Source organism: Aeromonas sp. FDAARGOS 1411 (assembly GCF_019047125.1).
Lineage (GTDB): Bacteria > Pseudomonadota > Gammaproteobacteria > Enterobacterales > Aeromonadaceae > Aeromonas > Aeromonas veronii.
The window spans coordinates 800,257-823,866 of sequence record NZ_CP077214.1 but is presented as its reverse complement, the minus strand read 5'-3'; the positions used below and the strand labels follow the sequence as shown (position 1 = coordinate 823,866).

The 23,610-nt window shown below is 59.9% G+C and carries 18 protein-coding genes and 1 other RNA gene; 6 read left to right on the top strand and 13 right to left on the bottom strand.

The genetic code is table 11. The features are described from left to right. Positions 1 to 66: 66 nt before the first annotated feature. Entirely contained in the window at positions 67 to 1,137 is a 1,071-nt protein-coding gene (locus I6L41_RS03625) for a permease (protein WP_216962066.1), read from the top strand. A 126-nt stretch (positions 1,138 to 1,263) separates the two neighbouring features. On the opposite strand, the gene I6L41_RS03620 is transcribed toward I6L41_RS03625, so the two are convergent. After that, entirely contained in the window at positions 1,264 to 1,974 is a 711-nt protein-coding gene (locus I6L41_RS03620) for an HAD family hydrolase (protein WP_216962063.1), read from the bottom strand. A 203-nt stretch (positions 1,975 to 2,177) separates the two neighbouring features. Here I6L41_RS03620 and I6L41_RS03615 point away from each other — a divergent pair, with 203 nt between their 5' ends. Continuing rightward, positions 2,178 to 3,731 carry a PAS domain-containing methyl-accepting chemotaxis protein gene (locus tag I6L41_RS03615; RefSeq protein ID WP_216962060.1) on the top strand — a complete coding sequence of 518 codons (1,554 nt, stop codon included), beginning with the start codon at positions 2,178 to 2,180 and terminating at the stop codon, positions 3,729 to 3,731. A 91-nt stretch (positions 3,732 to 3,822) separates the two neighbouring features. On the opposite strand, the gene gcvP is transcribed toward I6L41_RS03615, so the two are convergent. The 6 genes from gcvP to I6L41_RS03585 form a co-directional block, all read right to left on the bottom strand. Then, positions 3,823 to 6,699, bottom strand: a complete 2,877-nt coding sequence (gene gcvP / locus I6L41_RS03610) for an aminomethyl-transferring glycine dehydrogenase (RefSeq protein ID WP_216962055.1) — start codon at positions 6,697 to 6,699, stop codon at positions 3,823 to 3,825. Positions 6,700 to 6,997: 298 nt separating this feature from the next. Next, positions 6,998 to 7,387: a glycine cleavage system protein GcvH gene (gcvH, locus tag I6L41_RS03605; RefSeq protein WP_005333898.1), complete on the bottom strand. Its 390-nt coding sequence runs from the start codon at positions 7,385 to 7,387 to the stop codon at positions 6,998 to 7,000. An 84-nt stretch (positions 7,388 to 7,471) separates the two neighbouring features. Then, a complete protein-coding gene (gcvT, locus tag I6L41_RS03600) occupies positions 7,472 to 8,569 on the bottom strand; it encodes a glycine cleavage system aminomethyltransferase GcvT (protein ID WP_216962052.1) in 1,098 nt (365 codons plus the stop codon). A gap of 416 nt (positions 8,570 to 8,985) precedes the next feature. Next, entirely contained in the window at positions 8,986 to 10,254 is a 1,269-nt protein-coding gene (locus I6L41_RS03595) for an FAD-dependent 2-octaprenylphenol hydroxylase (RefSeq protein ID WP_216963816.1), read from the bottom strand. Between the two features lie 108 nt (positions 10,255 to 10,362). Continuing rightward, positions 10,363 to 11,613 carry a 2-octaprenyl-6-methoxyphenyl hydroxylase gene (ubiH, locus tag I6L41_RS03590; RefSeq protein WP_216962049.1) on the bottom strand — a complete coding sequence of 417 codons (1,251 nt, stop codon included), beginning with the start codon at positions 11,611 to 11,613 and terminating at the stop codon, positions 10,363 to 10,365. Positions 11,614 to 11,790: 177 nt separating this feature from the next. Then, a complete protein-coding gene (locus I6L41_RS03585; RefSeq protein ID WP_216962046.1) occupies positions 11,791 to 12,360 on the bottom strand; it encodes a UPF0149 family protein in 570 nt (189 codons plus the stop codon). A gap of 173 nt (positions 12,361 to 12,533) precedes the next feature. On the opposite strand from I6L41_RS03585, the gene zapA reads away from it, so the two are divergent. After that, the gene (gene zapA / locus I6L41_RS03580) at positions 12,534 to 12,866 is read left to right on the top strand and encodes a cell division protein ZapA (protein WP_033116026.1); all 333 of its coding nucleotides are present in this window, start codon (positions 12,534 to 12,536) and stop codon (positions 12,864 to 12,866) included. A gap of 16 nt (positions 12,867 to 12,882) precedes the next feature. After that, positions 12,883 to 13,065: non-coding RNA, 6S RNA (gene ssrS / locus I6L41_RS03575), on the top strand. A 170-nt stretch (positions 13,066 to 13,235) separates the two neighbouring features. On the opposite strand, the gene I6L41_RS03570 is transcribed toward ssrS, so the two are convergent. Together I6L41_RS03570 and fdhD are read right to left on the bottom strand one after the other, a co-directional pair. Next, complete coding sequence (locus tag I6L41_RS03570) at positions 13,236 to 15,527, bottom strand: FdhF/YdeP family oxidoreductase (protein WP_216962043.1); 2,292 nt, start codon at positions 15,525 to 15,527, stop codon at positions 13,236 to 13,238. Then, positions 15,514 to 16,311, bottom strand: a complete 798-nt coding sequence (gene fdhD / locus I6L41_RS03565) for a formate dehydrogenase accessory sulfurtransferase FdhD (RefSeq protein WP_216962041.1) — start codon at positions 16,309 to 16,311, stop codon at positions 15,514 to 15,516. Before fdhD ends, I6L41_RS03570 begins: the two co-directional genes overlap by 14 nt. A gap of 161 nt (positions 16,312 to 16,472) precedes the next feature. Between fdhD and I6L41_RS03560 the strand changes: the two genes are divergently transcribed. Then, complete coding sequence (locus I6L41_RS03560; RefSeq protein ID WP_216962039.1) at positions 16,473 to 17,381, top strand: LysR family transcriptional regulator; 909 nt, start codon at positions 16,473 to 16,475, stop codon at positions 17,379 to 17,381. Between the two features lie 84 nt (positions 17,382 to 17,465). Here the strand turns inward: I6L41_RS03560 and emrD are convergent, their stop codons facing one another. The 3 genes from emrD to I6L41_RS03545 all read right to left on the bottom strand — a co-directional run bounded on the left by emrD (position 17,466) and on the right by I6L41_RS03545 (position 20,210). Continuing rightward, on the bottom strand, positions 17,466 to 18,662 hold the full coding sequence (gene emrD, locus I6L41_RS03555; RefSeq protein ID WP_216962037.1) for a multidrug efflux MFS transporter EmrD: 1,197 nt from the start codon (positions 18,660 to 18,662) through the stop codon (positions 17,466 to 17,468). 261 nt (positions 18,663 to 18,923) lie between these two features. After that, positions 18,924 to 19,586, bottom strand: coding sequence for a glutathione S-transferase family protein (locus tag I6L41_RS03550; RefSeq protein ID WP_005333923.1), 663 nt, complete (start codon positions 19,584 to 19,586; stop codon positions 18,924 to 18,926). Between the two features lie 168 nt (positions 19,587 to 19,754). Next, the gene (locus I6L41_RS03545; RefSeq protein ID WP_005333926.1) at positions 19,755 to 20,210 is read right to left on the bottom strand and encodes a hypothetical protein; all 456 of its coding nucleotides are present in this window, start codon (positions 20,208 to 20,210) and stop codon (positions 19,755 to 19,757) included. A 199-nt stretch (positions 20,211 to 20,409) separates the two neighbouring features. Here I6L41_RS03545 and suhB point away from each other — a divergent pair, with 199 nt between their 5' ends. Beyond that, on the top strand, positions 20,410 to 21,213 hold the full coding sequence (gene suhB / locus I6L41_RS03540) for an inositol-1-monophosphatase (RefSeq protein WP_005352992.1): 804 nt from the start codon (positions 20,410 to 20,412) through the stop codon (positions 21,211 to 21,213). Positions 21,214 to 21,617: 404 nt separating this feature from the next. On the opposite strand, the gene I6L41_RS03535 is transcribed toward suhB, so the two are convergent. Continuing rightward, the gene (locus I6L41_RS03535; RefSeq protein ID WP_033116033.1) at positions 21,618 to 23,249 is read right to left on the bottom strand and encodes a methyl-accepting chemotaxis protein; all 1,632 of its coding nucleotides are present in this window, start codon (positions 23,247 to 23,249) and stop codon (positions 21,618 to 21,620) included. Positions 23,250 to 23,610 lie beyond the last annotated feature (361 nt).

Sequence of the window (23,610 nt, the reverse complement as noted above, 5' to 3'; positions counted from 1 at the left end):
AAATATCTTGACCGACCATTAATTTCGATTATTTTGGAAATGTAGAAACAAAGTGAGGATACGACAATGAATGAGTGGTTAACCATGCTGACCGATGCAGCCCAGATGTTCCTGTTTCTGGCTGTCGAGCTGTCGGTGCTGTTTCTGGTCATTAGCGCCGGGGTCAGCCTGATCCGTCAGAAGATCCCCGACGAAAAGATCCAGCGGATGCTGGGGGCGAGACATGGCAAAGGCTATCTGCTCTCGGCCCTGCTCGGTGCCGTCACCCCCTTTTGCAGCTGCTCCACCATCCCCATGCTGAGAGGATTGCTCTCGGCCAAGGCTGGCTTTGGCCCCACCCTCACCTTCCTGTTTATCTCGCCACTGCTGAACCCCATCATCGTCGGCTTGATGTGGGCCACCTTTGGCTGGAAAGTGACCCTGCTCTACGCCGTGATCGCTGCCAGCGTCTCCGTCATGGCGAGCATGCTGCTCGACAGGCTCGGGTTCGAGCGCCACGTCATCGACCCCAAAGAGGCCACCCCCTCTTGCGGTAGCGACTGTGGCCCGGCGACCCGCGCCACAACTCAAACAAATTGCAGTGACAACCAACGCGGTACCATTCGCGCAATCAAACAACTCAAGGGGACGGCGTGCTGCCCGGCTCCGCAACCAGAGATGGCAGAACAGGCTACCCTCCCCTGCTGCGGCGATGGCACGGCTGCCCTGACCAGAGCGCCACAGCTCCCCACCGCCTGGGTCAAAGCTCGCATCGATGCCTGGCAGCAGTTCAAAACGGTATTGCCCTTCCTGCTGCTGGGGGTGCTCATCGGCTCGTTTATTTACGGTTTTATTCCGGCCGAGTGGATCGCCGCCCATGCTGGCGCCGACAACCCGCTGGCCATCCCCTTCAGCGCCATCGTCGGGATCCCGCTCTACATCCGCGCCGAGGCCGTGATCCCGCTGGCGTCGGTACTGCTGGGCAAAGGGATGGGAATGGGCGCCGTCATGGCGCTGATCATCGGCAGTGCCGGTGCCAGTCTGACCGAGGTGATCCTGCTCAAATCCATGTTCAGAACCCCGATGATTGCGGCCTTCCTTACTGTGATCCTCGGCATGGCGATCCTGATGGGCTACCTGACGCAACTGCTGTTTTAAGTCGCCCATCATTAAACAGACAGGGTATTAAGCCAGCAGAATGTGAAACCATCAGGCTTCCCATAGACAAAACGCCGATCAACTGGTCGGCGCTTGTCTATTCCGTACGGCAATCTGCAACCGGCGTTACAGATATTGCCCGACGATGGGGAGCAGATCCTCGACGTCACGAGCGATATAGTCGGGTTGGTGTTCCCAGCGCTCCGGGGTCGCGCGGCTATAGGCGACAGCCACCGATATCACACGGCTCTGCTCGCCAAGCGCCGCTTGCAAATGACGGGCAAACTGCACATCCGCTTCATGGTCACCGATATAGACCAGCGACTGGCACCTGGCTGGGCCGAAGATAGACTCCAGACATTTGAGGCCACCGAAAGGATGAGGTTTTTGCTGCTGTCCGGGCACGTCATCATAGCCGACCACAGCCTTGAACAGGCTGTTCACGCCATGCTGCTCCAGTACCCGGCGAATGTTCTTTTGGGAGTTCTGCGAACAAATTCCGTGAGGAATGGCAGAGAAATGGTCAATCACCGCCTCCAGCCCCGCAAAAAAACGCACCTCGGTCCGGTTCATCTCCTGATGCTTGGCCCACAGACGGCCAGCCAGCACCATCTCGTCCCGCGACAAACCGTAGTAATCCATATAGAGCGCCTGCCAGTTCTTGGCGGCGTGATTGGCATGGTGATACTCCGCTTCGCTGCGCAGATAGCGCGGCAGATGTTCTCCGGTCAGATGGGGGGCGACCTCAGCCAGGATCTGCTTGGTGATATCGATATTCTTCGGCACCGAATTGACCAGAGTACCGTCATAATCCCATAAAATCGCATCCAACTTCATTGCGTTACCTGTCTCGCTGCACAGCCATAAGTCACGCCATGTTACTTGGCTTGCCTCCCCTCGCCAAACCGCGCTGTAAAAATGTGAGACCCATCCCGTCCCCACGCAGTAGCACAAGAGTTAATGTGCAACAACACAATAAATGAACATCCTCTGCCATACTCAGACGAAGTATTCCGTTACGCCGAAACCGGAGTCTGATCATGGTAACCAGCTCGCTTCACACCACAGATACCGAGGTTGAATTTGCCGATGATATCCAGTTGGTATCGACGACCGACCTCAAAGGGGACATCACCTACGCCAATCCGGCGTTTTGTCAGGTGGCAGGCTATCGCCTGGAAGAGATGTTGGGGCAGCATCACAATCTGGTGCGCCACCCCGACATGCCCAAGGCAGCGTTTGCCGATCTCTGGGCCCACCTGCAGGCGGGCAAACCATGGCGAGGCATGGTAAAAAACCGCTGCAAGGATGGTCGCTATTATTGGGTTGATGCCTATGTCACCCCGATTTATGAAGATGGCAAGATGGTGGGTTACCAATCCGTCCGCTGCCGTCCCGCCGCAGAGCACAAAGCGCGGGCCAGCCAGATGTACAAAACCCTTAAAGCCCGTGAAACCGGCTCTGCCATTCACATGGGCCTGCGTCAGCTCACTCCGGCCATGATGACCATCCCCCTGCTGCTCGTCAGCGTGATCAGCGCGCTCTGGCTGCTCTCACCGCTGCAGGCGCTTTGGGTCATCATTCCCCTAGTAGCCACCATCTGGTTCAATCGCCACCCTCTCTTCCTCACGCCGCGATTCTTGCAGCAGCTCGAGCAGGATTACGACAGCATCAGCCGCCTTATCTTCTCGGGGGATGCCCCCCACAGCATTGCCGATTTCCATATCAAGCTCGGGCAAGCGAAGATCCGTACCGTACTCGGCCGGGTGGATGACACCACGGCTTCGCTCAATGCCATGGCCAATGACCTGCGCGGCTCCGCCTCGCTGGCCAGCCAGGATATCTCTTCGCAAGACACGCAGATCCAGCAGATTGCCACCGCCGTCACCCAGATGGCCTCGGCCGCCGAGGAGATCAACCGCAATATTCAAGACAGCAACAGCCAGATCGAAGAGGCTCGTAGCCACTGCATCACCACCAGCACCCAGCTTTCGGAAGCAGGAGCAGAGATGTCGGCGCTGGCCACCCAGGCGGAGCAAGCCTTCCAGTCAGCTGTCGAGCTGGCGAGCGAATCCGAGCGGATCGGCACCATCATGAGCGAAATTCGCGGCATTGCGGATCAAACCAACCTGCTGGCGCTCAATGCCTCCATCGAAGCCGCACGGGCAGGCGATCAGGGGCGCGGCTTTGCAGTGGTGGCGGACGAGGTTCGCAGCCTGTCGACCAGAACCCACAAGGCGACAGAGCAGATCCAGAACAGCATTGGCCATATCCAGCAAACCCTGGGGGGATGGAAAGAGATGATGCATCTCAATGTGACCAGAACCAACGCCTGCCTCGCCACCACCCGGGCAAGCACCGGCAACCTGAATCAGGTTGTGGTCGAGATAGACAAGGTCTCTGATTTTTCCAATCAGATCACCGCCGCGGCCACCGAGCAACAAGCGGTCATCGAGGAGATCAGTCGCAATATCAACCAGATATCCTCGCTCTCTCACGATAACAGTCTCAAAATCGATCAAGTGAGTGAAACCAGTGCCAACTTGCAGAGCAAAGCGAGCCAGCTCAAGGACTTAAGCCGGACGTTCGGATAGCAGCATGCAGCTAAAGTCCATGTAAACGAAGGGCCACCCGTCTGGGTGGCCCTGTTGTTTATACGGCTTAACTGTTGCACCTAAACGCCACTTACTTGGCGTAATCCTCGGTCGGAATGCAGGAGCAGAACAGGTTGCGATCGCCGTAGACGTCGTCGATGCGGTTGACCGAGGGCCACAGTTTGGCGGCGCGCACGGCGTCGGACGGGAAGACCGCCTCGGCACGGCTGTAGCCACGGGACCACTCTGCATCCATCACATCATCCTGCGTGTGCGGCGCATGGACCAGCGGGTTGTCGGCGAGGCTCCACTGCCCCTCCTGCACCTTGGCAATCTCGGCGCGGATGGAAGTCATCGCCTCGACGAAACGATCCAGCTCGCGCTTGGATTCCGACTCGGTCGGTTCGACCATCAGGGTGCCCGCTACCGGGAAGCTCATGGTCGGTGCGTGGAAGCCGTAGTCCATCAGCCGCTTGGCAACGTCCATCTCGCTGATGCCGGAAGCCTCTTTGAGCGGACGGATATCCAGAATGCACTCGTGAGCTACCCGACCGTTGCGCCCGGAATAGAGCACCGGGAAGGAGTCACCCAGCTTCTTGGCCAGATAGTTGGCGTTTAGGATCGCTACCTGAGTGGATTTCTTCAGCCCCTCGTCACCCAGCATGGCGATATACATCCAGCTGATGGGCAGGATACTGGCTGAGCCAAACGGTGCCGCCGACACGGCGCCGTTATCACGGCTCTCCTTGTTGGTCTTGACCACAGCGTGACCGGCCACGAACGGTGCCAGATGTTTCTTCACGCCGATGGGGCCCATGCCCGGGCCGCCACCACCGTGAGGAATGGCGAAGGTTTTGTGCAGGTTGAGGTGAGAGACGTCCGCCCCGATAAAGCCCGGCGCCGTCAACCCGACTTGCGCATTCATGTTGGCGCCGTCCAGATAGACCTGACCACCGTGCTGGTGAACGATGTCGCACACCTCCTTGATGGTCTCCTCATACACCCCGTGGGTGGAGGGATAGGTCACCATCAGACAGGAGAGTTGATCCCCCGCCTCGGCCGCCTTGGCACGCAGATCGTCGAGATCCACGTTGCCGGACTTGTCACAGGCGGTGACGATCACCTTGAGCCCCGCCATCTGGGCAGAGGCCGGGTTGGTGCCGTGGGCAGAAGCTGGGATCAGGCAGATGTCGCGATGCCCCTCGCCGCGGGATTCGTGGTACTTCTTGATGGCCAAGAGACCGGCGTACTCGCCCTGCGCCCCGGAGTTGGGCTGCATGCAGACCGCATCGTAACCGGTCACCTTCACCAGCCAGTTTTCGAGGTCGGCCAGCAGCAGTTGGTAGCCCTTGGCCTGTGCCAGCGGGGCGAACGGGTGCAACTTGCCGAACTCGGGCCAGGTCACCGGGATCATCTCGGCGGTGGCGTTGAGCTTCATGGTGCAGGAGCCGAGCGAAATCATGGCGTAGTTGAGCGCCAGATCTTTGGCTTCGAGACGGTGGATATAACGCAGCATCTCGGTTTCGGAGTGGTACTTGTTGAACACCTCGTGGGTCAGCACGGCATCGGTGCGCAGCAGATCCTGCGGGATGGCGTGATGGGCCTGGGCCGCCTTGTCGAGGGCCTCGATGTCGAGGCCATGGCCTTGACCGAGGAAGAGATCGAACAGCTCGGCCACATCGCTGCGAGTGGTGGTTTCAGAGAGTGACACCCCTACCGCGCCATCTAGGTCTGCACGAAGGTTGATGCCGAGCCCCTCGGCCTTGGCGATCAGCGCGGCCTTGTCAGCAGTCTGCACGGTCAGGGTATCGAACCAGCTTGCATGCTTGAGGGCCACCCCCTTGGCCTTGAGGCCAAGCGCCAGAATGGTGGTGAGACGGTGCACGCGGGAGGCGATGGTCTTCAGCCCCACCGGACCGTGGTAGACGGCGTAGAAGCTCGCCATGTTGGCCAGCAGCACCTGAGCGGTACAGATGTTGGAGTTGGCCTTCTCGCGGCGGATATGCTGCTCGCGGGTCTGCATCGCCATGCGCAGCGCGGCCTTGCCGCGGGCATCCTTGGAGACACCGATGATACGGCCCGGCATGGAACGTTTGTAGGCATCGCGGGTAGCGAAGAAGGCGGCGTGGGGGCCACCGTAGCCCATGGGCACGCCAAAGCGCTGGGCGGAGCCCAACACCACGTCGGCACCCAGCTCGCCCGGGGACTTGAGCAGCAGCAGAGAGAGCAGATCGGCGCTGACGCAGGCCAGCCCTTTCTGGGCCTGTACCGCGGCAATCAGAGCGCGCAGATCTTTCACCTCACCTGTGGTGGTGGGGTACTGGAACAGGGCACCGAACACCTCTTCGCTCACCGCGTCGCTCGCGGCGCCAACCGCCACATCGAAACCAAAGTGAACCGCACGCTCCTTGACCACATCGATCACCTGCGGGTGCACGTCGTCGGACACGAAGAAGAGGTTGGATTTGGACTTGGCCATACGTTTGGCCAGCGCCATCGCCTCGGCGGCGGCGGTCGCTTCATCCAGCAGGGAGGCACTGGCCAGATCCATGCCGGTCAGATCCAGCGTCAGCTGCTGGAAGTTGAGCAGGGCTTCGAGACGGCCCTGCGCCAGCTCGGGCTGGTAGGGCGTGTAGGCGGTATACCAGCCCGGGTTTTCCAGCACGTTGCGCAAAATGACGTGGGGCACATGGGTATCGTGATAACCCATGCCGATATAGCTCTTGGCGATCTTGTTCTGGGCGGCATAGCCCCTGAGCTTGGCCAGCGCCTCAACCTCGGTCATGCCGGCACCGATGCCGAGCGGGCCCGGCAGGCGAATGGCGGCGGGCACGGTCTGGGCAATCAGATCGTCCAGACTCTCGGCCCCGACGGTCGCCAGCAGCTGGCGCAGCTCTTCCTCGCCCGGGCCGATATGGCGGCGGACAAAATCGTGTTTTTGTTCGAGTTCAAACAGTGACTGGGTCATTTCCCTATTTCCTGATAAATAAGTCCTGGCATGACATCCTGATAACCAAGACCTGATGTTCCTGATCGTCGGCTGATACCGACTCCACTCATGTTCTGGGTCCCGCAGACAGGGTGCGGCACCGGATGCTGCGGCAGCATCGAGAGGGGATCGCCTTGTTGCGAACCGGCCCGTTTGCCCTGGCAAAAGCAGGCAAGAAAACGGCAGGCGCGGGCGACTTCACCCTTCCACCGGCCGGTGCTTGTCCGGCTGGCGGCCATACAAAGGGGCCCTGCTGTGTTGGCAGGGCCCGGGGGCATTACTCTTCGTCCACCACGTTCTGGTAGCCTTCGGCATCCAGCAGGTTGGCCAGCTCGCTCTCGTCATCGAGCTTGATGCGGAACAACCAGCCAGCGCTGTAGGGGTCGGAGTTGACCAGCTCGGGGCTCCCTTCCAGCTCTTCGTTGACGGCAATGATCTCGCCGCTCACCGGGCTGTAGATGTCGGAGGCCGCCTTGACCGACTCGGCCACGGCGCAGTCGTCACCGGCACTGACCTGCTTGCCCACTTCCGGCAGTTCGACAAACACCATGTCACCCAGCAGCTCCTGGGCGTGTTCGGTGATACCGACCACGGCCTCGCCGTTGGCTTCAACACGGATCCACTCGTGGGAAGTGGCATATTTCAGTTCGCTCGGGATATGGCTCATTTGTGCTTCCTTTGATCTTTGAGTCGCGTTTAAAAACGAATATGAAAAGGGATGGGGGAGGCACTGCCCTCCCCCAAAACGGTATTAAACCAGCTTCTGGCCGTTACGGACGAAAGCGGGCTTGGTGACCTTCACGGTGACCAGCTTCTTGCGGATCTCCACCTCGGCCAGCTCACCGATATCGCGGGGCACCCGCGCCAGGGCAATACTGTAGCCCAGGGTGGGGGAGAAAGAGCCGGAGGTGATCACACCTTCCCGCTTCTCACCGTTTGCCGCGGTGAAGGTAACCGGCATGCCGGCACGCAGCACCCCTTTCTCTTCCATCACCAGACCCACCAGCTTGGGCTGATTGCCCGCCGCTTTCTGCGCTTCCAGCACGTCGCGGCCGATGAAGTTGCGATCGCTCGGCTCCCAGGCGATGGTCCAGGCCATGTTGGCGGCGAGTGGAGAGATTGACTCGTCCATATCCTGACCGTAGAGGTTCATCCCCGCCTCGAGGCGCAGGGTATCGCGGGCTCCGAGGCCGCACGGGGCGACGCCGTTATCCAGCAGTGCCTGCCACAACTCGCAGGCTTTCTCTTGCGGCACTACGATTTCATAACCATCTTCGCCGGTGTAGCCGGTAGTGGCGATAAAGAGATCGCCAGCCTGCACGCCGAAGAAGGGTTTCATCCCCACCACGGCGGTACGCTGAGCGGCGCTCAGCACGGCCGCAGCCTTGACCTTGGCGTTGGGGCCCTGCACCGCAATCATCGCAAGCTCCGGACGCTCGGTCACTGTGATGTCGAAATCGATGGCGTGATGGCGGATCCAGGCCAGATCCTTCTCGCGGGTAGCGGAGTTGACCACCAGCCGATAGAAGGTATCGGTTAGGTAATAGGTGATGAGGTCATCGATCACGCCGCCTTCCGGATTGAGCATGCCGCTGTAAAGGGCCTTGCCGGGGGCAGTGAGTTTGGCCACGTCATTGGCCAGCAGGTGTTGCAGAAAGGCTTTAACCCGTTCGCCGGTCAAATCGACGATGGTCATGTGGGAGACATCAAACATGCCGGCATTGCTGCGCACCGCGTGGTGCTCTTCCAGCTGGGAGCCGTAGTTGATGGGCATTTCCCAACCGTGGAAGTCCACCATCTTGGCGCCGGCTTCCAGGTGTTTGGGATGCAGTACAGTAGTCTGGATCATCGCATTCTTTCCTTAGCAAAAAGCCTTTTCGCTTTGGCGACCACCCTTGCGATCCGTGCCACCGCTCTGACTGCACTACGTACAGCAAAAAGCGACCGGATCCAAAAGTGTGTGCTCGCTCCTGCCCTTGCCAGGCAAGAGGGATTCCTTGAACGGAGCGGATTATATGACAAGCAGGCGAGCGTGCCGCTCAAAAAAAACTAATCCCCTCCCGTAAAACTGACTCCAGACACTAAGATAAATGCAGTGATAAAAACAGCCATAAGCCGACTCAGGCGAGATTAAATTTTGATTTTTACCGTTTCGTCACAATTTGCAGAAAAACGTTTCGCTCCAGAGCAAAATTAAAGGCTGACACCCCAAACGGGTCATCAGCCTTGTCGGATTACTTTTGTTGCCAAAAACAGCGGGTAATATTAGTTTTTTTCACCCTTGGCCTGCATGGCACTGCCCTTGGTCGCCGCCACAGCCCAGTCAGGACGGGCCAGTGCGGGCAACTCGCCCTCCAGCCCCATGGCGGCGCGGATCACCCCCTCCTTGAAGGGCGTCAGTAGATTGGCCGCGCGCAATCCCACGCCCCGCACCAGCTTCTTGAGCGGGTTGGCCCCGCTGAACAACCGCTTGAGCCCTTCCATCGCCGCCAGCATGCGAGCCGCCTCGCTCTTGCGCCAGCGCTCGTAACTGCGCAGGTTGGCGAGCAGGCCGATATCCTCGCCAGCGGCATGATTTTGCAAGATCTGCTCCGCCAGCGCGGCAGCATCCAGCAGGCCAAGGTTGACCCCCTGCCCCGCCAGCGGGTGGATGGTGTGGGCAGCATCTCCCACCAGCACCAACCGCTCGCGAGCAAAATCGCGGGCATAGCGGGCGGTAAGAGGAATCGCGCTGCGCGGCCCCTCCACCTTGCACAGACCGAGCCGGGCATCGAAGGCGGTGGTGAGCTGGCGGTTGAACTGCTCGTCGTCACAGGCGCAGAGCACCTCGGCACGAGCCGCAGGCAGCGACCAGACGATGGAGCAGAGGTTCTCCTGCCACAGCGGCAAAAAGGCGAGCGGGCCATCCGGGGTGAAGATCTGGCGAGCAACAGCTTCATGGGGTTCGGCGCAGCGCACCGTCGCCACCAGGGCATGGTGGCCATAATCCCAGCTGGTGAGCGGGATATCGGCCTGACGGCGCACCCAGGAGTGGGCGCCATCGGCAGCCACCACCAGTTTGGCCGAGATGGCCTGACCATCTTCAAGGAGTAGCAGGGCGCCCGCCGGGCCGCTCTGCAGGCTCTTGGCTCTGGCGGGGGTCAGCAACTGGATGTTGCTGGCACCTTCAATCGCCTCAAGCAGCGCCAGCTGGATCACCCGGTTCTCGACAATATGACCAAGCGAGGGCTGGCGCAGGCTGGCCGCATCAAAGTCGATATGGCCGAAGCTGTCCTGCTCCCACACCGCCATCTTGCCGTAGGCCTGCAGGCGACGCGCGTCAATACCGTCCCAGGCGCCAACATGGCGCAGGATCTGCTGGCTGGCGAGGCTCAGGGCGCTGACCCGATTGTCGGCCACCTCCCCCAGCTGCGGGTCGGGTAGTTGTCCCTCGACCACCACCACCTTGAGGGCGCTCTCCTTGAGGGCGGCAGCGAGCCCGAGGCCCACCATACCACCACCGACAATCACCACATCGACACTTTGCATCTGCATCATCTCATCCTTTCATGGCTGGCCATCGGCCAGCAGAGGGAGGCAGCCTAGCCTCCCCGTTTGCAACTGTTGCACTCTTTGCTGGGCTCTTTGTTGAACTCTGGCGATTTATTGCCGCAAATTATTGCTACAGAGATCGGCAACAAACCCCAGAGTTCGCGCAGCGAGCGGCGCCTTGAGACACGGCAGGCGCCCCATCAGGGAGAGCGCCAGATTGCGCCCGACCACCAGCGGATCGTGGCTGTTGGAGAAGAGCTGAGCCAGCGAGGAGGTGAGCCAGACGGTCTGCTCCTGATCGCGCTGACGCTGCTGCCAGTAACCGCTCAGCACCTTGAAGCTGCCGATATCCTCCCCCTCTGCCAACGCCTTGGCCACCGCCCCGGTGAGCAGGTCGAGATCCCGCATCCCAAGGTTGAAACCCTGCCCGGCAATGGGGTGCAGGGCATGCGCTGCATTGCCCACCAGTACGGTACGTTGGGCCAGCGGGTAGTCACAGGCGGTCAGGATCAGCGGATAGACGTTACGCACGCCACATCGCTCGAAGCGACCGAGCCGCCAGCCAAAGGCCTGCTGCAAGCGGGCAAGGAAGGCGGCATCATCGAGCGCCATCAGCTCATCCACCTCGTCCCGTCTGACACTCCACACCAGCGAAGAGAGGCCGCCCTGCATCGGCAGCAGCGCCAGCGGCCCACTCTCGGTAAAGCGCTCGAATGCACGGCCCGCCGGATCCTGCTGGGTTTTAACGGTGGCGATGATGGCGCTCTGCTCATAGTCGTGACGGCTCACCGGCAGCGTTAATTGCTGGCGCACGAAGGAGTTGCCCCCGTCTGCAGCCACCAGCAGGCGGGTATCAATCTGCTCACCGCTCTCGAGGGTGAGAGTCACCCCCTCCTCCCGTGGCGCCACCTCGCGCAATTTGGCCGGACAGATCACCTTGATGTGCGAAATGGCGGCCATCGCCCGCTGCAACTCACTGCCCGCCGCCGCCAACTCGATCACCTGACCGAGCGCAAGCAGCCCATACTCCGCCGCCGAGAGACGGGTCTGACCGCTGTGGCCGCGATCCGAGACATGGATCTGGGTAATGGGGGCGCAGTGGGGCTCAAACAGGGGCCAGAGTCCGCGCCGCTCGAGGGCTTCGCAGGTACCGGCCGAGAGCGCAATGGCCCGCGCATCAAAACCGGGGTGAGCAGGAGTTGCGGATGGTTGCGCCTCGGGGGCACTCGCCTCCAGCAGCAGGATGTCGAGGGGCGAGCCGTCCGGCTTGCGCAGGGCCGCCAGCGAGAGGGCCAGCACGGCACCACTCATTCCACCACCGACCAGCGTCACATCGACCTGTCGCACATCAGATTGGGGCATAAGCAGAGAGGGAGAAGTGAAAAACGTGGCCTCATGCTACCACAAAGGCGACCGGCGGATGTGCGCTTGAGGGCAAAAAAGCGGTTATGGCTCACAGGGTTAGCCAGAATATGGCCGACAAAAAGAGCGCCTGTTGGCGCTCTTGCAAAAGGAGGCTGACTTGCCTGCCACAATCTATCAGTGCAGGGTCGGCGGCGCGCTCGGGGTATCGGGGCGCTTGCCAAACTCTTCGAAGGCCATCATGACCCCCAGCTTGACGTGTTCGTAGAGCACCAGGAAGGAGGCTTCGTTCTCGTCATCTTCCTGATCGAACTCGGCAGAGACCTGAGTGATGCTGGCGATATCCTGGATCATCTCCTGCAACTCTTCCGATGCACGGGAGAGCTCCTGCTGCACCACGCCGAAACCGGCCAGAAACGCCTGGGACCAGTCCACCAGCGCATCGATCCGCTCATCGAGGGGAGCGTCATCGCTTGGCAACAACAACTCCACCCCTTTTTGGGCCATCAGACTCTCGACCACATTGTGATAAAGATCGGTCATCACCTGGCGCACCGGGGCCGGCAGACCGAAACCGTCGTTCACCAAATCGTTGAAATGGGGGACCCAGCTCTTCTCATCCAGTGCCACACCACCACACACCAGACCGCAGATCACACCATGGGCCTCGACTGCACTGGCCATCAGCTCATGCTGCTCCATGATGTCGGCCACAGCCGCATATTTAAGGGGGGTTGTTTTGCTCATAGAGGATCCGCTCAAAGTTCAGGCAAATTTGCAGAATTAATGGTCAGGATCCTAGCATTCTCCCTCTTCCAGAGCCAGCAAGGCCTTGAAACTTATGTATCTGCGCTATATAGTCCCGCCCAGTTGTCCACGTGGATAAAGGCGGAAATCAGCTCCGCCGTATTGAGGAAGGCATGAGCACAGAGGCCGTAGAAATCGTCATTTTGGGACGTCCCTACAAGGTATCCTGTCCCCTGGGACAGCAGGATGCCCTGCGCCAGGCCGCCGACCAGCTGACCGATAAACTGATCGACCTGCGTCAACGCTCCAAAGTCTCCAGCAACGAGCAATTGGCGGTCATGGCGGCGCTTAATTTCTGCCATGAGCTCTGTCTTGAAAAAGAGAAGAACCACCAATACTCTGAGACCATGGACAAGCGGATCAAGATGCTGCAGCGCACCATCGAAGCGGCCTTGATCGAACACGGTCAATATGGCGATTCCAGCGAAGAGGGGCAGCAGCCCTAATCGCAAACTGTTTTGAAATACCCTGGGGTGTTTGTCAGCCGGTTCAAGTCCCCGAGCCGATATTCATACCAAACAGGGGTTCTGCCTTCTGGCTATTGCGCATGCTCGGCACGACCGAGAAGCCTGCGGTCAGATCCGAACCCCGCCTTGAACCGACGGTTCAAGGGCCCAAACCGGCAACGGCATCTCCGGGGTTCCAACTGCAAAAAGCCCGTCACTCATGTGACGGGCTTTTTCTTTTCCTGCTTGTCCACGCAACCAGCCCCCTGCCCCGCACACCAGAAAAATGCCCCGGATGAACAGTTCATCCGGGGCATCACGGCATTCAAAGTGCAGGCGGTGTTAGTGCAGCCAGCCGCGTTATTCCGTTTATTTGACCAGCAACAGGTTCTCCGGCTGGCGGGAGGCTGTCACCAGCACCGGGATGGACTTGGAGGTGGGGGTAAACGAGCCGGCGCCGATACTGTCGATGGGCACCAGCGGGTTGGTCTCCGGGTAATAAGCCGCGATGTTGCCACGCGGGATCTCGTAGATCACCACCACAAAACCGGTCACGCTGCGCTCGCGCCCATCGTTGCAGATGGCCGCCATGTCGACCCGCTCCCCTTCGGCAAAGCCAAGCTGGCGAGCATCCGCCTCGTTCATGAACACCACGTTGCGCTGGCCCTTGATGCCGCGATAGCGGTCATCCATGCCGTAGATGGTGGTGTTGTACTGATCGTGAGAGCGCAGGCTCTGCAGCAGCAGTACCGGCTGATCCGCCATCTGCTCGGCATGGCGGGTACACTCCGGCAGCACTGATTGCGGCAGGGTGCTGGCACGAAACTCAGCGCTGCCGCTGGCGGTATTCCAGGTCAGCAGCGCCGCGGAGTTATCGAGATGAAAACCGCACGGCTGCTGGATGCGGGCATTGAAATCGGCAAAGCCGGCGATGGTCTGCTCGATAAGATCGCGAATACGAGCATAGTCATCGCGCAGAGCCAGCCAGTCGACCCGCTCGCTGCCCACGGTGGCATGAGCCATCCGCGCCACTATGTCGGTCTCGGAGAGGCAAAGCGGCGACACAGGCTCGGCTGCGCCGGTCGAGGCGTGCACCATGCTGAAGGTGTCCTCCACCGTGATCTTCTGGTTGCCGCTGCGCTGGATATCGAGCTCGGTGCGACCAAGGCAGGGCAGGATCAGCGCCGCTTTGCCCACCTGCAGATGGCTGCGGTTGAGCTTGGTGCTGATCTGCACGTTGAGCTCGGCCTTTTTCATCGCCCCATAGGTGAAGTCGGTATCGGGCGCCGCTGCCGCCAGGTTGCCACCCAGGCAAATAAGCACCTTGCTCTTGCCCTCGTCCAGCGCCTTGAGCGCTTCGTAGACATTGTGGCCACGGGCCCGCGGCAGGCTCACCTGCAGGTGACGCTCGAGCCGGTCGATAAAGGCAGCGGTCGGCTTTTCGTTGATCCCCATAGTGCGGTTGCCCTGCACGTTGCTGTGGCCTCGTACCGGACAGAGTCCCGCCCCCGGCTTGCCAATCTGGCCGCGCATCAGGTGCAGGTTGACGATTTCACGAATGGTATCGACCGAGTGCAGATGCTGGGTCACCCCCATGGCCCAGCAGCTGATGATGCGCTGGCTGGCGGCAAAGACCCGGGCAGCCTGCACGATGTCGGCGCGAGTCAGGCCGGATTGCTGCTCGATCGCCGCCCAGTCGGTGGCCCGCACCTGCGCCTCGTACTCGGCAAAGTGGCGGGTGTGGCAGGCGATGAAATCGCGATCCAACGCCTCTGGCGCCTCTTCCAGGATGTACTTGGCCATGCCGCGGATGGCGGCCATGTCGCCACCCAGTTTCGGCGTCAGGTATTGGTGGCTGATGGTGGTGGCCGCCGGGGTCAGCAGCTCCAGCGGGCTCTGCGGGCTGGCAAAGCGCTCCAGCGCCACCTCTTTCAAGTTGTTGAAGCTGACGATCTTGCAGCCGCCACGTGCCGCCTGACGCAGGGCATTCATCATGCGCGGGTGGTTGGTACCCGGATTCTGGCCATAGACGAACACCGCATCGGCCTGGTCGAAGTCATCCAGCACCACAGTCCCCTTGCCGATGCCGACCGACTGGATCAGCGCTACCCCGCTCGCCTCGTGGCACATGTTGGAGCAGTCGGGGAAGTTGTTGGTGCCAAACAGGCGACCAAACAGCTGATAGAGGTAGGAAGCTTCGTTGCTGGCACGCCCCGAGGTGTAGAACTCCACCTCGTCCGGGCTATTCAGCCCCTTGAGGGTGTCGGCGATCAGGTTGAAGGCGTCGTCCCAGCTTACCGGCTCATAGTGATCGGTCGCCGGGTTGTAGCGCATCGGTTCGGTCAGCCGCCCCTGATACTCGAGCCAGTAGTCACTCTGGCTGGCCAGCTGGCGCACCGAGTGGGCGGCGAAAAACTCGGCCCCCACCGTCTTGCCGGTGGACTCCCAGGCCACCGCCTTAGCGCCGTTTTCACAAAACTGGAAGGTGCCGTGGTCGTTGTCACCCCAGGCACAGCCCGGGCAGTCGAAGCCGTCGGTCTGGTTGACCCGCAGCAGGTTCTTGATGTTCTGACGGGTCTTCTGGCTGCGCAGCACCTGTTTCATGGTGGATTGCAGGGACGAAAAACCGCCGGCTTTGGCGGGCTTTTCAATATGACTCATGGCTCTCTCCGATGGGATCCGCCGGGCGATAGCTCGAATAGCTGACCGGGGCATCAAACTTGGGAATATGAAGGACGTTGAGGTTGTATTTGAGGGCCAACCTGACCGCCAGCTGGCTGGGCGATGCCAGGCAGATGAGGTGACGTGCGCCGAAGCGGGTGGCTTTTTGCACCAGCTCGCTGCCACAGCGGCTGGTCACCACCAGGGTGTCGCACGCACTTTGCTGACGCAGCAGCAGACCGATCAGCTTGTCGAGGGCATTGTGGCGCCCGATATCTTCCCGGCAGTGGAGGATCCGGCCCTCGGCATCCAGCGCCAGCGCCGCATGCAGGGCACCATGCTGCTGCCCCTTGAGCTGCCACTGGGTGATCTGCGCACGCAGCCCCGCCAGCAAGGCCCCATCCAATGGCGGCGTCAACGGCAACACCGACAGTGCGGGCAACGCCTGCTCTACCGCCGCCACGCCGCAGATGCCGCAGCCGGTCACCCCGGTCAGCCGGCGTTTGTGCTCGGTCAAGGCGGCCAGAGAGCGGTTGGCGATGGTCACATCCAGCACAATACCCTGTTCGGCTGGCGCGACCTGGATGTCGTGGACTTCGTGGTTATGCCGGATGATCCCCTCGCCAAACAGGAAACCGACGGCAAAGTCGTCGAGATCGTCCGGGGTCGCCATCATCACCGCATGGTTGATGCCATTGATGTTGATGGCGACGGCTACCTCTTCCACCAGATGATCCAGTGACGGCAAGTTGGCGGGGGTTGCGACGGGAGAATGGGCAGGCATGCAGGTTGGCCTAAAAATGCAAACTACATTCAAGTTTAGGGAGGCGACTGACGCAAAACCAATGAAATAAATCTATATCCTGATAGAGTTGTTCTATCGAAGATGTTTTTTCAATTGATTAATTCTTCAATAGCCGGTTCCACTGCCTCCACTACAACCAGATGAACATCAAGCAACTTCACTACTTTCACGAACTGGCCAAACACCGGCATTTTGCCAAAGCGGCCAAAGCCTGCCACATCACCCAACCGACCCTCTCGGCCAGCATTACTGCCCTGGAAAAGAGTGTCGGCACCGATCTGGTGGTACGCACCAGCCAGTTTGTCGCCCTGACCGAGGCCGGCGAGCTGGTACGCCAGTATGCCGAACGAATGTTGCTGGAACAGGAGGCGCTCAAGCAGGAGCTGGCCCTGTTCCAGGGCGAACTCTCCGGCACCCTGCGCATCGGCATCGTGCCCCAGTCCAATCTCGACATCATGCCGTTTATCGCCCGCTGCAAGCAGCGCTATCCCGACATCGTCATTCGCCTGTCGGTGCTCAGCAACGAAGCCCTGCTATCACAGCTGGAACTGCATCAGTGCGATATCGGACTGGGATTTGATGAACCCGCCGGCGGAGCCGGCCGGCGCGCCTTTCATGTCTACCCGCAAGGCGCCAACCAGATGGCGGTGCTGATGAACCGTGACGAAGCGGATCTGTACCCGCACAGCGGCGACATTGTGCTTGCTGAACTACAGCAACAGCCATTGGTGCTGCCCAGCCGCACCATGCAATTTCGTCAGTATCTGGATCGCGCCGCCGAGCAGGGGGGAACCTCGCTCAACGTGGTACTGGAGACCGACTCGCTGTTCCATCTGGTCAGCGCAGTACGCCATCGGCTGGGCTGGGCCATCGTCAGCGCCGGCCTCGCCCGCTCTGCCAGCAAGCTCTCGGATCTCGTTTGCCTGCCACTCGCTCCGCTGGAGAATATCGGACATACCGCCTTTCTGACCCGCCAGCAGAGCATCACCCCCGCCATACGCGCCTTTCTTGAACTGGTGGCAGAAGGTGAACCGGCAAACGCGCCTTGACGCAGGCCGAGCGGCAAACCACATCCGTTTCTAGCAAAGAAAAAGCCCGCCAGAAGGCGGGCTTTCAGAGAGCAAGCGCGGGCATCAAATCGCCATCTGCTCGTGCGGCGAGCCGTGGTGGCGCAGCCAGACAAAACTCAGCGCCACGATCAGCACCATCAGGGTCATGATGGCACCCAGCGTCACCTGACCGGTCATCGGGAAACCGGCCGCCAGCAGGGTCACCACACCGGCCCCCAGATTCTGCATCCCGCCGAGAATGGCACCCGCGGTGCCGGCCTGCCCCGGGAAGGGCTCGATGGCACAGGAAGTGGCGGTCGGGTAGAGAATGCCGCTACCGATGAAGTAGACGGCCGCACCACCGACCAGCGAAGCGGCACTCACCACCCCGAACAGCCCCGGCACCAGAATGATCAGCGACCCCAGCGCCAGAAAGGCGATACCCAGACGCATCAGCTTGCCCTGGCTCAGGCGAAAGCTCAGCTTGGCAGAGAGCCAGGCACCGAACAGATAGCCGGGCAGCGGCAGCACGAACAGCACACTCACGGTACGGGCGCTCAGTTTCAGCACATCGCCGAGCAGCACACCGGCCGCCGCTTCAAATACCGCGAGTCCCGCAAAGGTCGCCATCAGGCAGAGCAGGTTGCCCTGAAACTTGGGGTTGCCCAGTACATGGCGATAGGCAGCACCGACGCGCAGCGGCTGACGGGCAGCAGCAGGCAGCGTCTCACCAAACCAGGCCATGATCGCCAGAGTGGCTACGGCACCAAAACCGAACAGGAACCAGTAACCGGCACGCCAGTTGAACAGCTCGGTCAGCCAGCCCCCAAGCACAGGCGCCAGCAGCGGGGAGAAGATCACCCCCATGCTCACCAGACTGTTGGCGCGGTTGAGCTCGGCGCCGTTGTAGCGATCGCGCATCACGGTACGGCTCATGGCGCCACCGGCACCGGTACCCAGCCCCTGAATAAAGCTGCCCACCAGCAGGGCGGCAAAATGGGGGATGACCTGAATGATCAGGGTGCCCACCAGAAACACCATCATGCCGACGATCAGCACCGGACGACGACCGATGCGATCCGACAGCGGTCCGTAGACAAACTGGGAGAGGCCATAGGGGATCAGGTAGCAGGCCATCACTGCCTGCAGCTGGCCCGAGGCCACATTGAAGTCCCCCGCAATCATGGGAATGGAGGGGACATAGAGGGTCTGGGTCATCTGGCCCACAGCGACCATCAAAATGGTCAGTAAAAACAACGGATAAAAACTGTGCCGATCCATATCAGTCCCAAAAAATCGAAAAAAAGCTGGCGCCCTCTGGCACAAAATGGCCCAGAGGAATCTGATCACAGAGGCTGTGATGCAATCAAAAACAGTGTTGGAAACAGTATGCGGGGAGCCCGCCAGACCACCGCACAGGACGCTTGGTGGTATGGGGGCATCATAGTGATTCAGCTCACAGAAAACGAACGAATCTTTATAATCGGCTTGCCTTAGTTTTTCTAATATTACGGGGCAATACGCCCCGTCTGCGGTTCAAAATCAACGTGTTACCATCTGTTGTGCCTGCTTGATCAGCTCATCCGGCTGCTCTTTGCGCGGCGGTATGGTGATCCCCTTCTGGCAGGCAGGCTTCTCGGCCATCCGATCCATCCAGGCTTGCAGATGGGGTAACCCTTCGATGGAGATGCCGCTCCAGTCATAAATCCGCACCCAGGGCCAGGTGGCGATATCGGCGATGCTGTACTCGTCCGCCAGATATTCGTGATGAGCCAGATGGCTGTCGAGCACCTCGAACAGGCGGCGCCCCTCCTTCTGGTAGCGTTCGATGGCGGCGGGGATCTTCTCGGGGAAGTAGCGATAGAAGACATTGGCCTGTCCCATCATGGGCCCTACCCCGCCCATCTGGAACATCAACCACTGAATGGCCTGAGAGCGGCGTTTGGGATCCGCCGGCAACAGTTTGCCCGCCTTCTCCGCCAGATAGATAAGGATGGCCCCCGACTCGAATACGGCGAAATCGTCGTTATCCCGATCGACGATAGCCGGAATACGGCCATTTGGGTTGATGGCGAGAAACTCGGGCTTCTTCTGATCCAGTGCCGACAAATCGAGGGGAATGACCCGATAGGGTAATCCCAGCTCTTCCAGTGCAATGGCCACCTTGAAGCCATTGGGGGTTGCGGCGGTGTAAAAGTCGATCATGATTCACTCCTTGTTGGTCATAGCCAGATTGCACGGTTGGAACTGGGTGCAACACCATAGCCGCCTCATCTTGCAACAAGTGACCACCTCCAGACCATTAAAAAGCGGCGCACCGTAGGCCAAACAAGGCCACGGTGCGCCGCTGGTGCGCTCTGGCAATGGTAGATATTAGTTGATCACGGCGACCGGCTTGCGCTGGCGCAGCATGATCAGGCGGGAAAGCAGCGGGAAGTAGGACTCCAGCTTGCGCAACAGCACCCGGCTGCAGGCAGGCTCGGCCAGCTCCGACTCATCCAGCACGATGCCGTTTGAGACAAAATAGAAACGGGGGTCACGCACATCCGGCCCGCAGACCGTCAGATCCTTGTCTCCCTTGCGGATCAACAGCGGCAAGACCGGCAAACCGATCGTCTCATCCTCTCCCCGGGCAAATCCGGCATCCTGCCAGGGCGCATCGCCGTCGATCAGCAGGATCGCCGCCTCCGTCTTGGCCGGTTGCCACTGGGCCAGGGGGGTCACGGTGATGTGGGCAAAGTGATCACCATACTCGGGTGATGACCGCAAGATGGCCAACAGTCCCTCGCTGGCCGCAGACACGTTCTGACTCACTAATGACAAATTCATGGTTCACATCCCTATGCTCATGACAGCCTGTATCCGGCTGCTGGGATAAGACTAGCGCAGATCTGGTCTATATTGGAGCCGTCAAATCTGGCAGTGGTAATCAATTGGTCGTAGGGGGATAACAGTTGCCACCGCACAAAATACTGGTATCATACCGCGTCCTTTTATCCCCCGTTCTTTAACATCCAGTGGTGAACCTATGCATCCGATGCTGAATATCGCCGTGCGCGCTGCGCGCAACGCCGGTCAAGTTGTAGTAAAAGCCTTCTCCCAGCCTGAGAACATTGAGGCTATCCAAAAAGGCAGCAATGACTTCGTGACCAACGTTGACCGTGAAGCCGAAGCGGCCATCATTCACACCATCAAAAAATCTTACCCTGAGCACAGCATTGTTGCTGAAGAGTCTGGTGAGATTGCCGGTACCAATCCGGACTACCAATGGATCATTGACCCACTGGATGGCACGACCAACCTTGTCAAAGGCATTCCGCACTTTGCCGTTTCCATCGCCCTGCGTGTGAAAGGCAAAACCGAACAAGCCGTTGTTTACGATCCCATCCGCGACGAACTGTTTACTGCTACCCGTGGTAGCGGCGCCCAGCTGAACGGCTACCGTATCCGTGTTGGCAAAGCCAAAGAGCTGGCTGGCACCGTACTGGCTACCGGTTTCCCCTACAAACAAAAGCACCACATCGAGTCCTACCTGAAGATGTTCCAGAGCATGTTCATTGAATGCGCCGACATCCGTCGCTCCGGCTCTGCCGCACTGGATCTGGCCTACGTGGCTGCCGGTCGCGTCGACGGTTTCTGGGAAATCGGCCTGAAACCTTGGGACACCGCTGCCGGTGAACTGCTGGCCAAAGAAGCTGGCGCCATCGTCACCGACTTCGTAGGTGGTCACAACTACGAAAACTCCGGCAACATCGTGGTTGCCAACCCGCGCGTCCTGAAAGAGATGCTCGGCAAGATCCGTGAAGAGTTGCCGGAGTCCCTGGCGAAATAAGCCAGCCTTCGAGCAGACAGATAACAAAACCGGCGCAAGCCGGTTTTTTTATTGCTGCGATATGCCCTGTTCGGGCATTCCAACCAACTGCTTATGCTCTTCTTCCCCGTAGCGCACACCCCAACCGCTCGCCCCGTTCCCCATCCCCAAAACCGTTCGTCGCCCTTCTCTCGTTAGCAAATACGCCTTAACCAACCTTCTTGAATATCACCGCACACAGGCCGGGATAAACACCTGGCCTCCTGTTTGCCCTGACCTTCATCCCCTTGCGAAGAACCCCGACCATCTGGCCTCGTACCCATCGCCAGATAAAAAAACACCCGGCACATGGCCGGGTGTCGTGAGGGCATGCAAAACGCCCCGACTTTTATGAATGAAGAGGCCGGCGTACGCCAGCCCCTTTATCAGGCGAGGCGGAAACGACCGATGGTCTGCTTCAGACCCACCGCCAGCTGGCTCAGCTCCAGACAGGCGCGGGCAGTATGATCGGCGCCCAGAGCTACCTCGTTGGCGGACTCGTTGATCCGCTCGACGTTGCGGCCCAGCTCGTCGGAGACCGCATCCTGCTCGCCGCAAGCGCTGGCAATCTGGATCGCCATGTCGGCAATCTGGGCGACCGCCTCTTCAATCTGCTGGATGCCGTTGCTGGTCTGCTCGCTCTGATCCACACACTGGCGGATCATTTCGCAGCTCTGGCCCGTCACCTCTTTGGCCTGATTGGCGCGCGCCTGCAGGGTTTCGATAATGGCCACGATCTCGCCGGTCGAGGCCTGGGTACGACCTGCCAGGGTGCGCACCTCGTCGGCCACCACGGCAAAGCCACGGCCTTGCTCGCCGGCACGGGCCGCTTCGATGGCCGCATTGAGGGCCAGCAGATTGGTCTGCTCGGCGATGCCACGGATCACATCCACAACGACGTTGATCTGGGCGGATTCACGCTCCAGCTCGGTCACCAGCGTACCGGCCTGCTCGATCTCTTCGGCAACCCGGGTGATGGCCACCAGCGAACGCTGCACATCCTGATTGCCGCTGCGGGCCAGCGCATTGGCTGAGCTGGCAGAGCTGGAGGCGGTTTCGGTATTGCCAGCCACATCGGCCACGGTGGCCTTCATCTGGGTCATGGCGGTCGCCACCAGCGAGATCTCCTGCTGCTGGCTCTGAATACCCTTGGCGGACTGCTCGGAAACGGCGCTCACCTCCTCGATAGCAGTGCCAAGCTGGGTGACCGCAGCCACTACCTCTTCAATCAGACCACGCAGGTTGTCCTGCATCTTGAGAGAAGCTTTGGCCAGCATGCCCAGCTCGTCGCGGCCGATATGCTGACGCTCCAGCTGATGGGTCAGATCGCCGGCGGCAATGGCGTTGGCCTGAGCCACTACGGCTTGCAGCGGCAGGCAGATCTGGCGAGTCAGGAACCAGGTCATCACCACCATGAACACCAGCAGGGCACCTATGCTCACCATGGCGAAGGTGGTCACCATGCTGACGCTGCCAAGCAGGCTGCCACGGTTCTCTTTGACGAAACCGAGATTCACCTGGATCAGCGAGTTGACCGCCTGCTCCAATGCCCCGAAGAGCGGGTTGGAGGCAAACAGCTGTGTTTTGGCCTGATCATGCTGACCCTGCACCAGCAGCATATCAAACTCGTTTACCGAACGTTGATAAGTGAGCCACTGTTGTTTGGCCTGGTTAAACACCTGGCGCTCGTTGTCGGCCCCCACAGTCGCTTCGTAGGCACGAAATGCCTCGTCAACCTTGCGAATATTCTCCTGAATGCGGCCACGACGGGCCTGCAGGTCGGCAGCATCATCCACCATCAGCAGGGCAAACTGGGCCCGACGTACATAAGAGACGTCGTAGAGCAGGGTTTCGACCGAGAGCACGCTCGGCAAAGTGGAGTCGGTAAAATTCAGCACCCGATCGCGCACGCCGCGCAATTCACTGGAGAGAAAAACACCGAAGACAACGTTGACTGCGGCAATGACCGCAAAAACCACGGCAATCTTTTTGCCGATGGAGAGATTCTTGTAAAACATGATTGGCTGTTGATCCTCAACTGCTGACAAGCAGGTAAACAGTAGCGATCACATCCGTATGAGCTGATCCCGGCCATTCCTGACGGGAGATGGAAGGTTGCGAAAGCGGGGGAAGGACGATTTCGCGAGGCGCGCACTCTATCACAATATCGCCTAATCCTTCACCAGATTTCACCAAATGAATGCAAGCTGATTTCCTTCACAACCCGACATTCATCACAAAATATTTATAGCGACCAAATCATTTCAAATAGTTAACCGATAAATGCAATCGAGGCAGTGGCATGGACAAGGGGCCATCAACTCGTTGTAATGACCAACATGACCCGATGGCGGAGCGCCATCCCCCTTCGTTGTAACC

Coding starts and splice junctions, on each gene's coding strand:
- I6L41_RS03625 (WP_216962066.1), top strand. CDS start 67: ATGAATGAGTGGTTAACCATGCTGACCGATGCAGCCCAGATGTTCCTG.
- I6L41_RS03620 (WP_216962063.1), bottom strand. CDS start 1,974: ATGAAGTTGGATGCGATTTTATGGGATTATGACGGTACTCTGGTCAAT.
- I6L41_RS03615 (WP_216962060.1), top strand. CDS start 2,178: ATGGTAACCAGCTCGCTTCACACCACAGATACCGAGGTTGAATTTGCC.
- gcvP (WP_216962055.1), bottom strand. CDS start 6,699: ATGACCCAGTCACTGTTTGAACTCGAACAAAAACACGATTTTGTCCGC.
- gcvH (WP_005333898.1), bottom strand. CDS start 7,387: ATGAGCCATATCCCGAGCGAACTGAAATATGCCACTTCCCACGAGTGG.
- gcvT (WP_216962052.1), bottom strand. CDS start 8,569: ATGATCCAGACTACTGTACTGCATCCCAAACACCTGGAAGCCGGCGCC.
- I6L41_RS03595 (WP_216963816.1), bottom strand. CDS start 10,254: ATGCAGATGCAAAGTGTCGATGTGGTGATTGTCGGTGGTGGTATGGTG.
- ubiH (WP_216962049.1), bottom strand. CDS start 11,613: ATGCCCCAATCTGATGTGCGACAGGTCGATGTGACGCTGGTCGGTGGT.
- I6L41_RS03585 (WP_216962046.1), bottom strand. CDS start 12,360: ATGAGCAAAACAACCCCCCTTAAATATGCGGCTGTGGCCGACATCATG.
- zapA (WP_033116026.1), top strand. CDS start 12,534: ATGAGCACAGAGGCCGTAGAAATCGTCATTTTGGGACGTCCCTACAAG.
- I6L41_RS03570 (WP_216962043.1), bottom strand. CDS start 15,527: ATGAGTCATATTGAAAAGCCCGCCAAAGCCGGCGGTTTTTCGTCCCTG.
- fdhD (WP_216962041.1), bottom strand. CDS start 16,311: ATGCCTGCCCATTCTCCCGTCGCAACCCCCGCCAACTTGCCGTCACTG.
- I6L41_RS03560 (WP_216962039.1), top strand. CDS start 16,473: ATGAACATCAAGCAACTTCACTACTTTCACGAACTGGCCAAACACCGG.
- emrD (WP_216962037.1), bottom strand. CDS start 18,662: ATGGATCGGCACAGTTTTTATCCGTTGTTTTTACTGACCATTTTGATG.
- I6L41_RS03550 (WP_005333923.1), bottom strand. CDS start 19,586: ATGATCGACTTTTACACCGCCGCAACCCCCAATGGCTTCAAGGTGGCC.
- I6L41_RS03545 (WP_005333926.1), bottom strand. CDS start 20,210: ATGAATTTGTCATTAGTGAGTCAGAACGTGTCTGCGGCCAGCGAGGGA.
- suhB (WP_005352992.1), top strand. CDS start 20,410: ATGCATCCGATGCTGAATATCGCCGTGCGCGCTGCGCGCAACGCCGGT.
- I6L41_RS03535 (WP_033116033.1), bottom strand. CDS start 23,249: ATGTTTTACAAGAATCTCTCCATCGGCAAAAAGATTGCCGTGGTTTTT.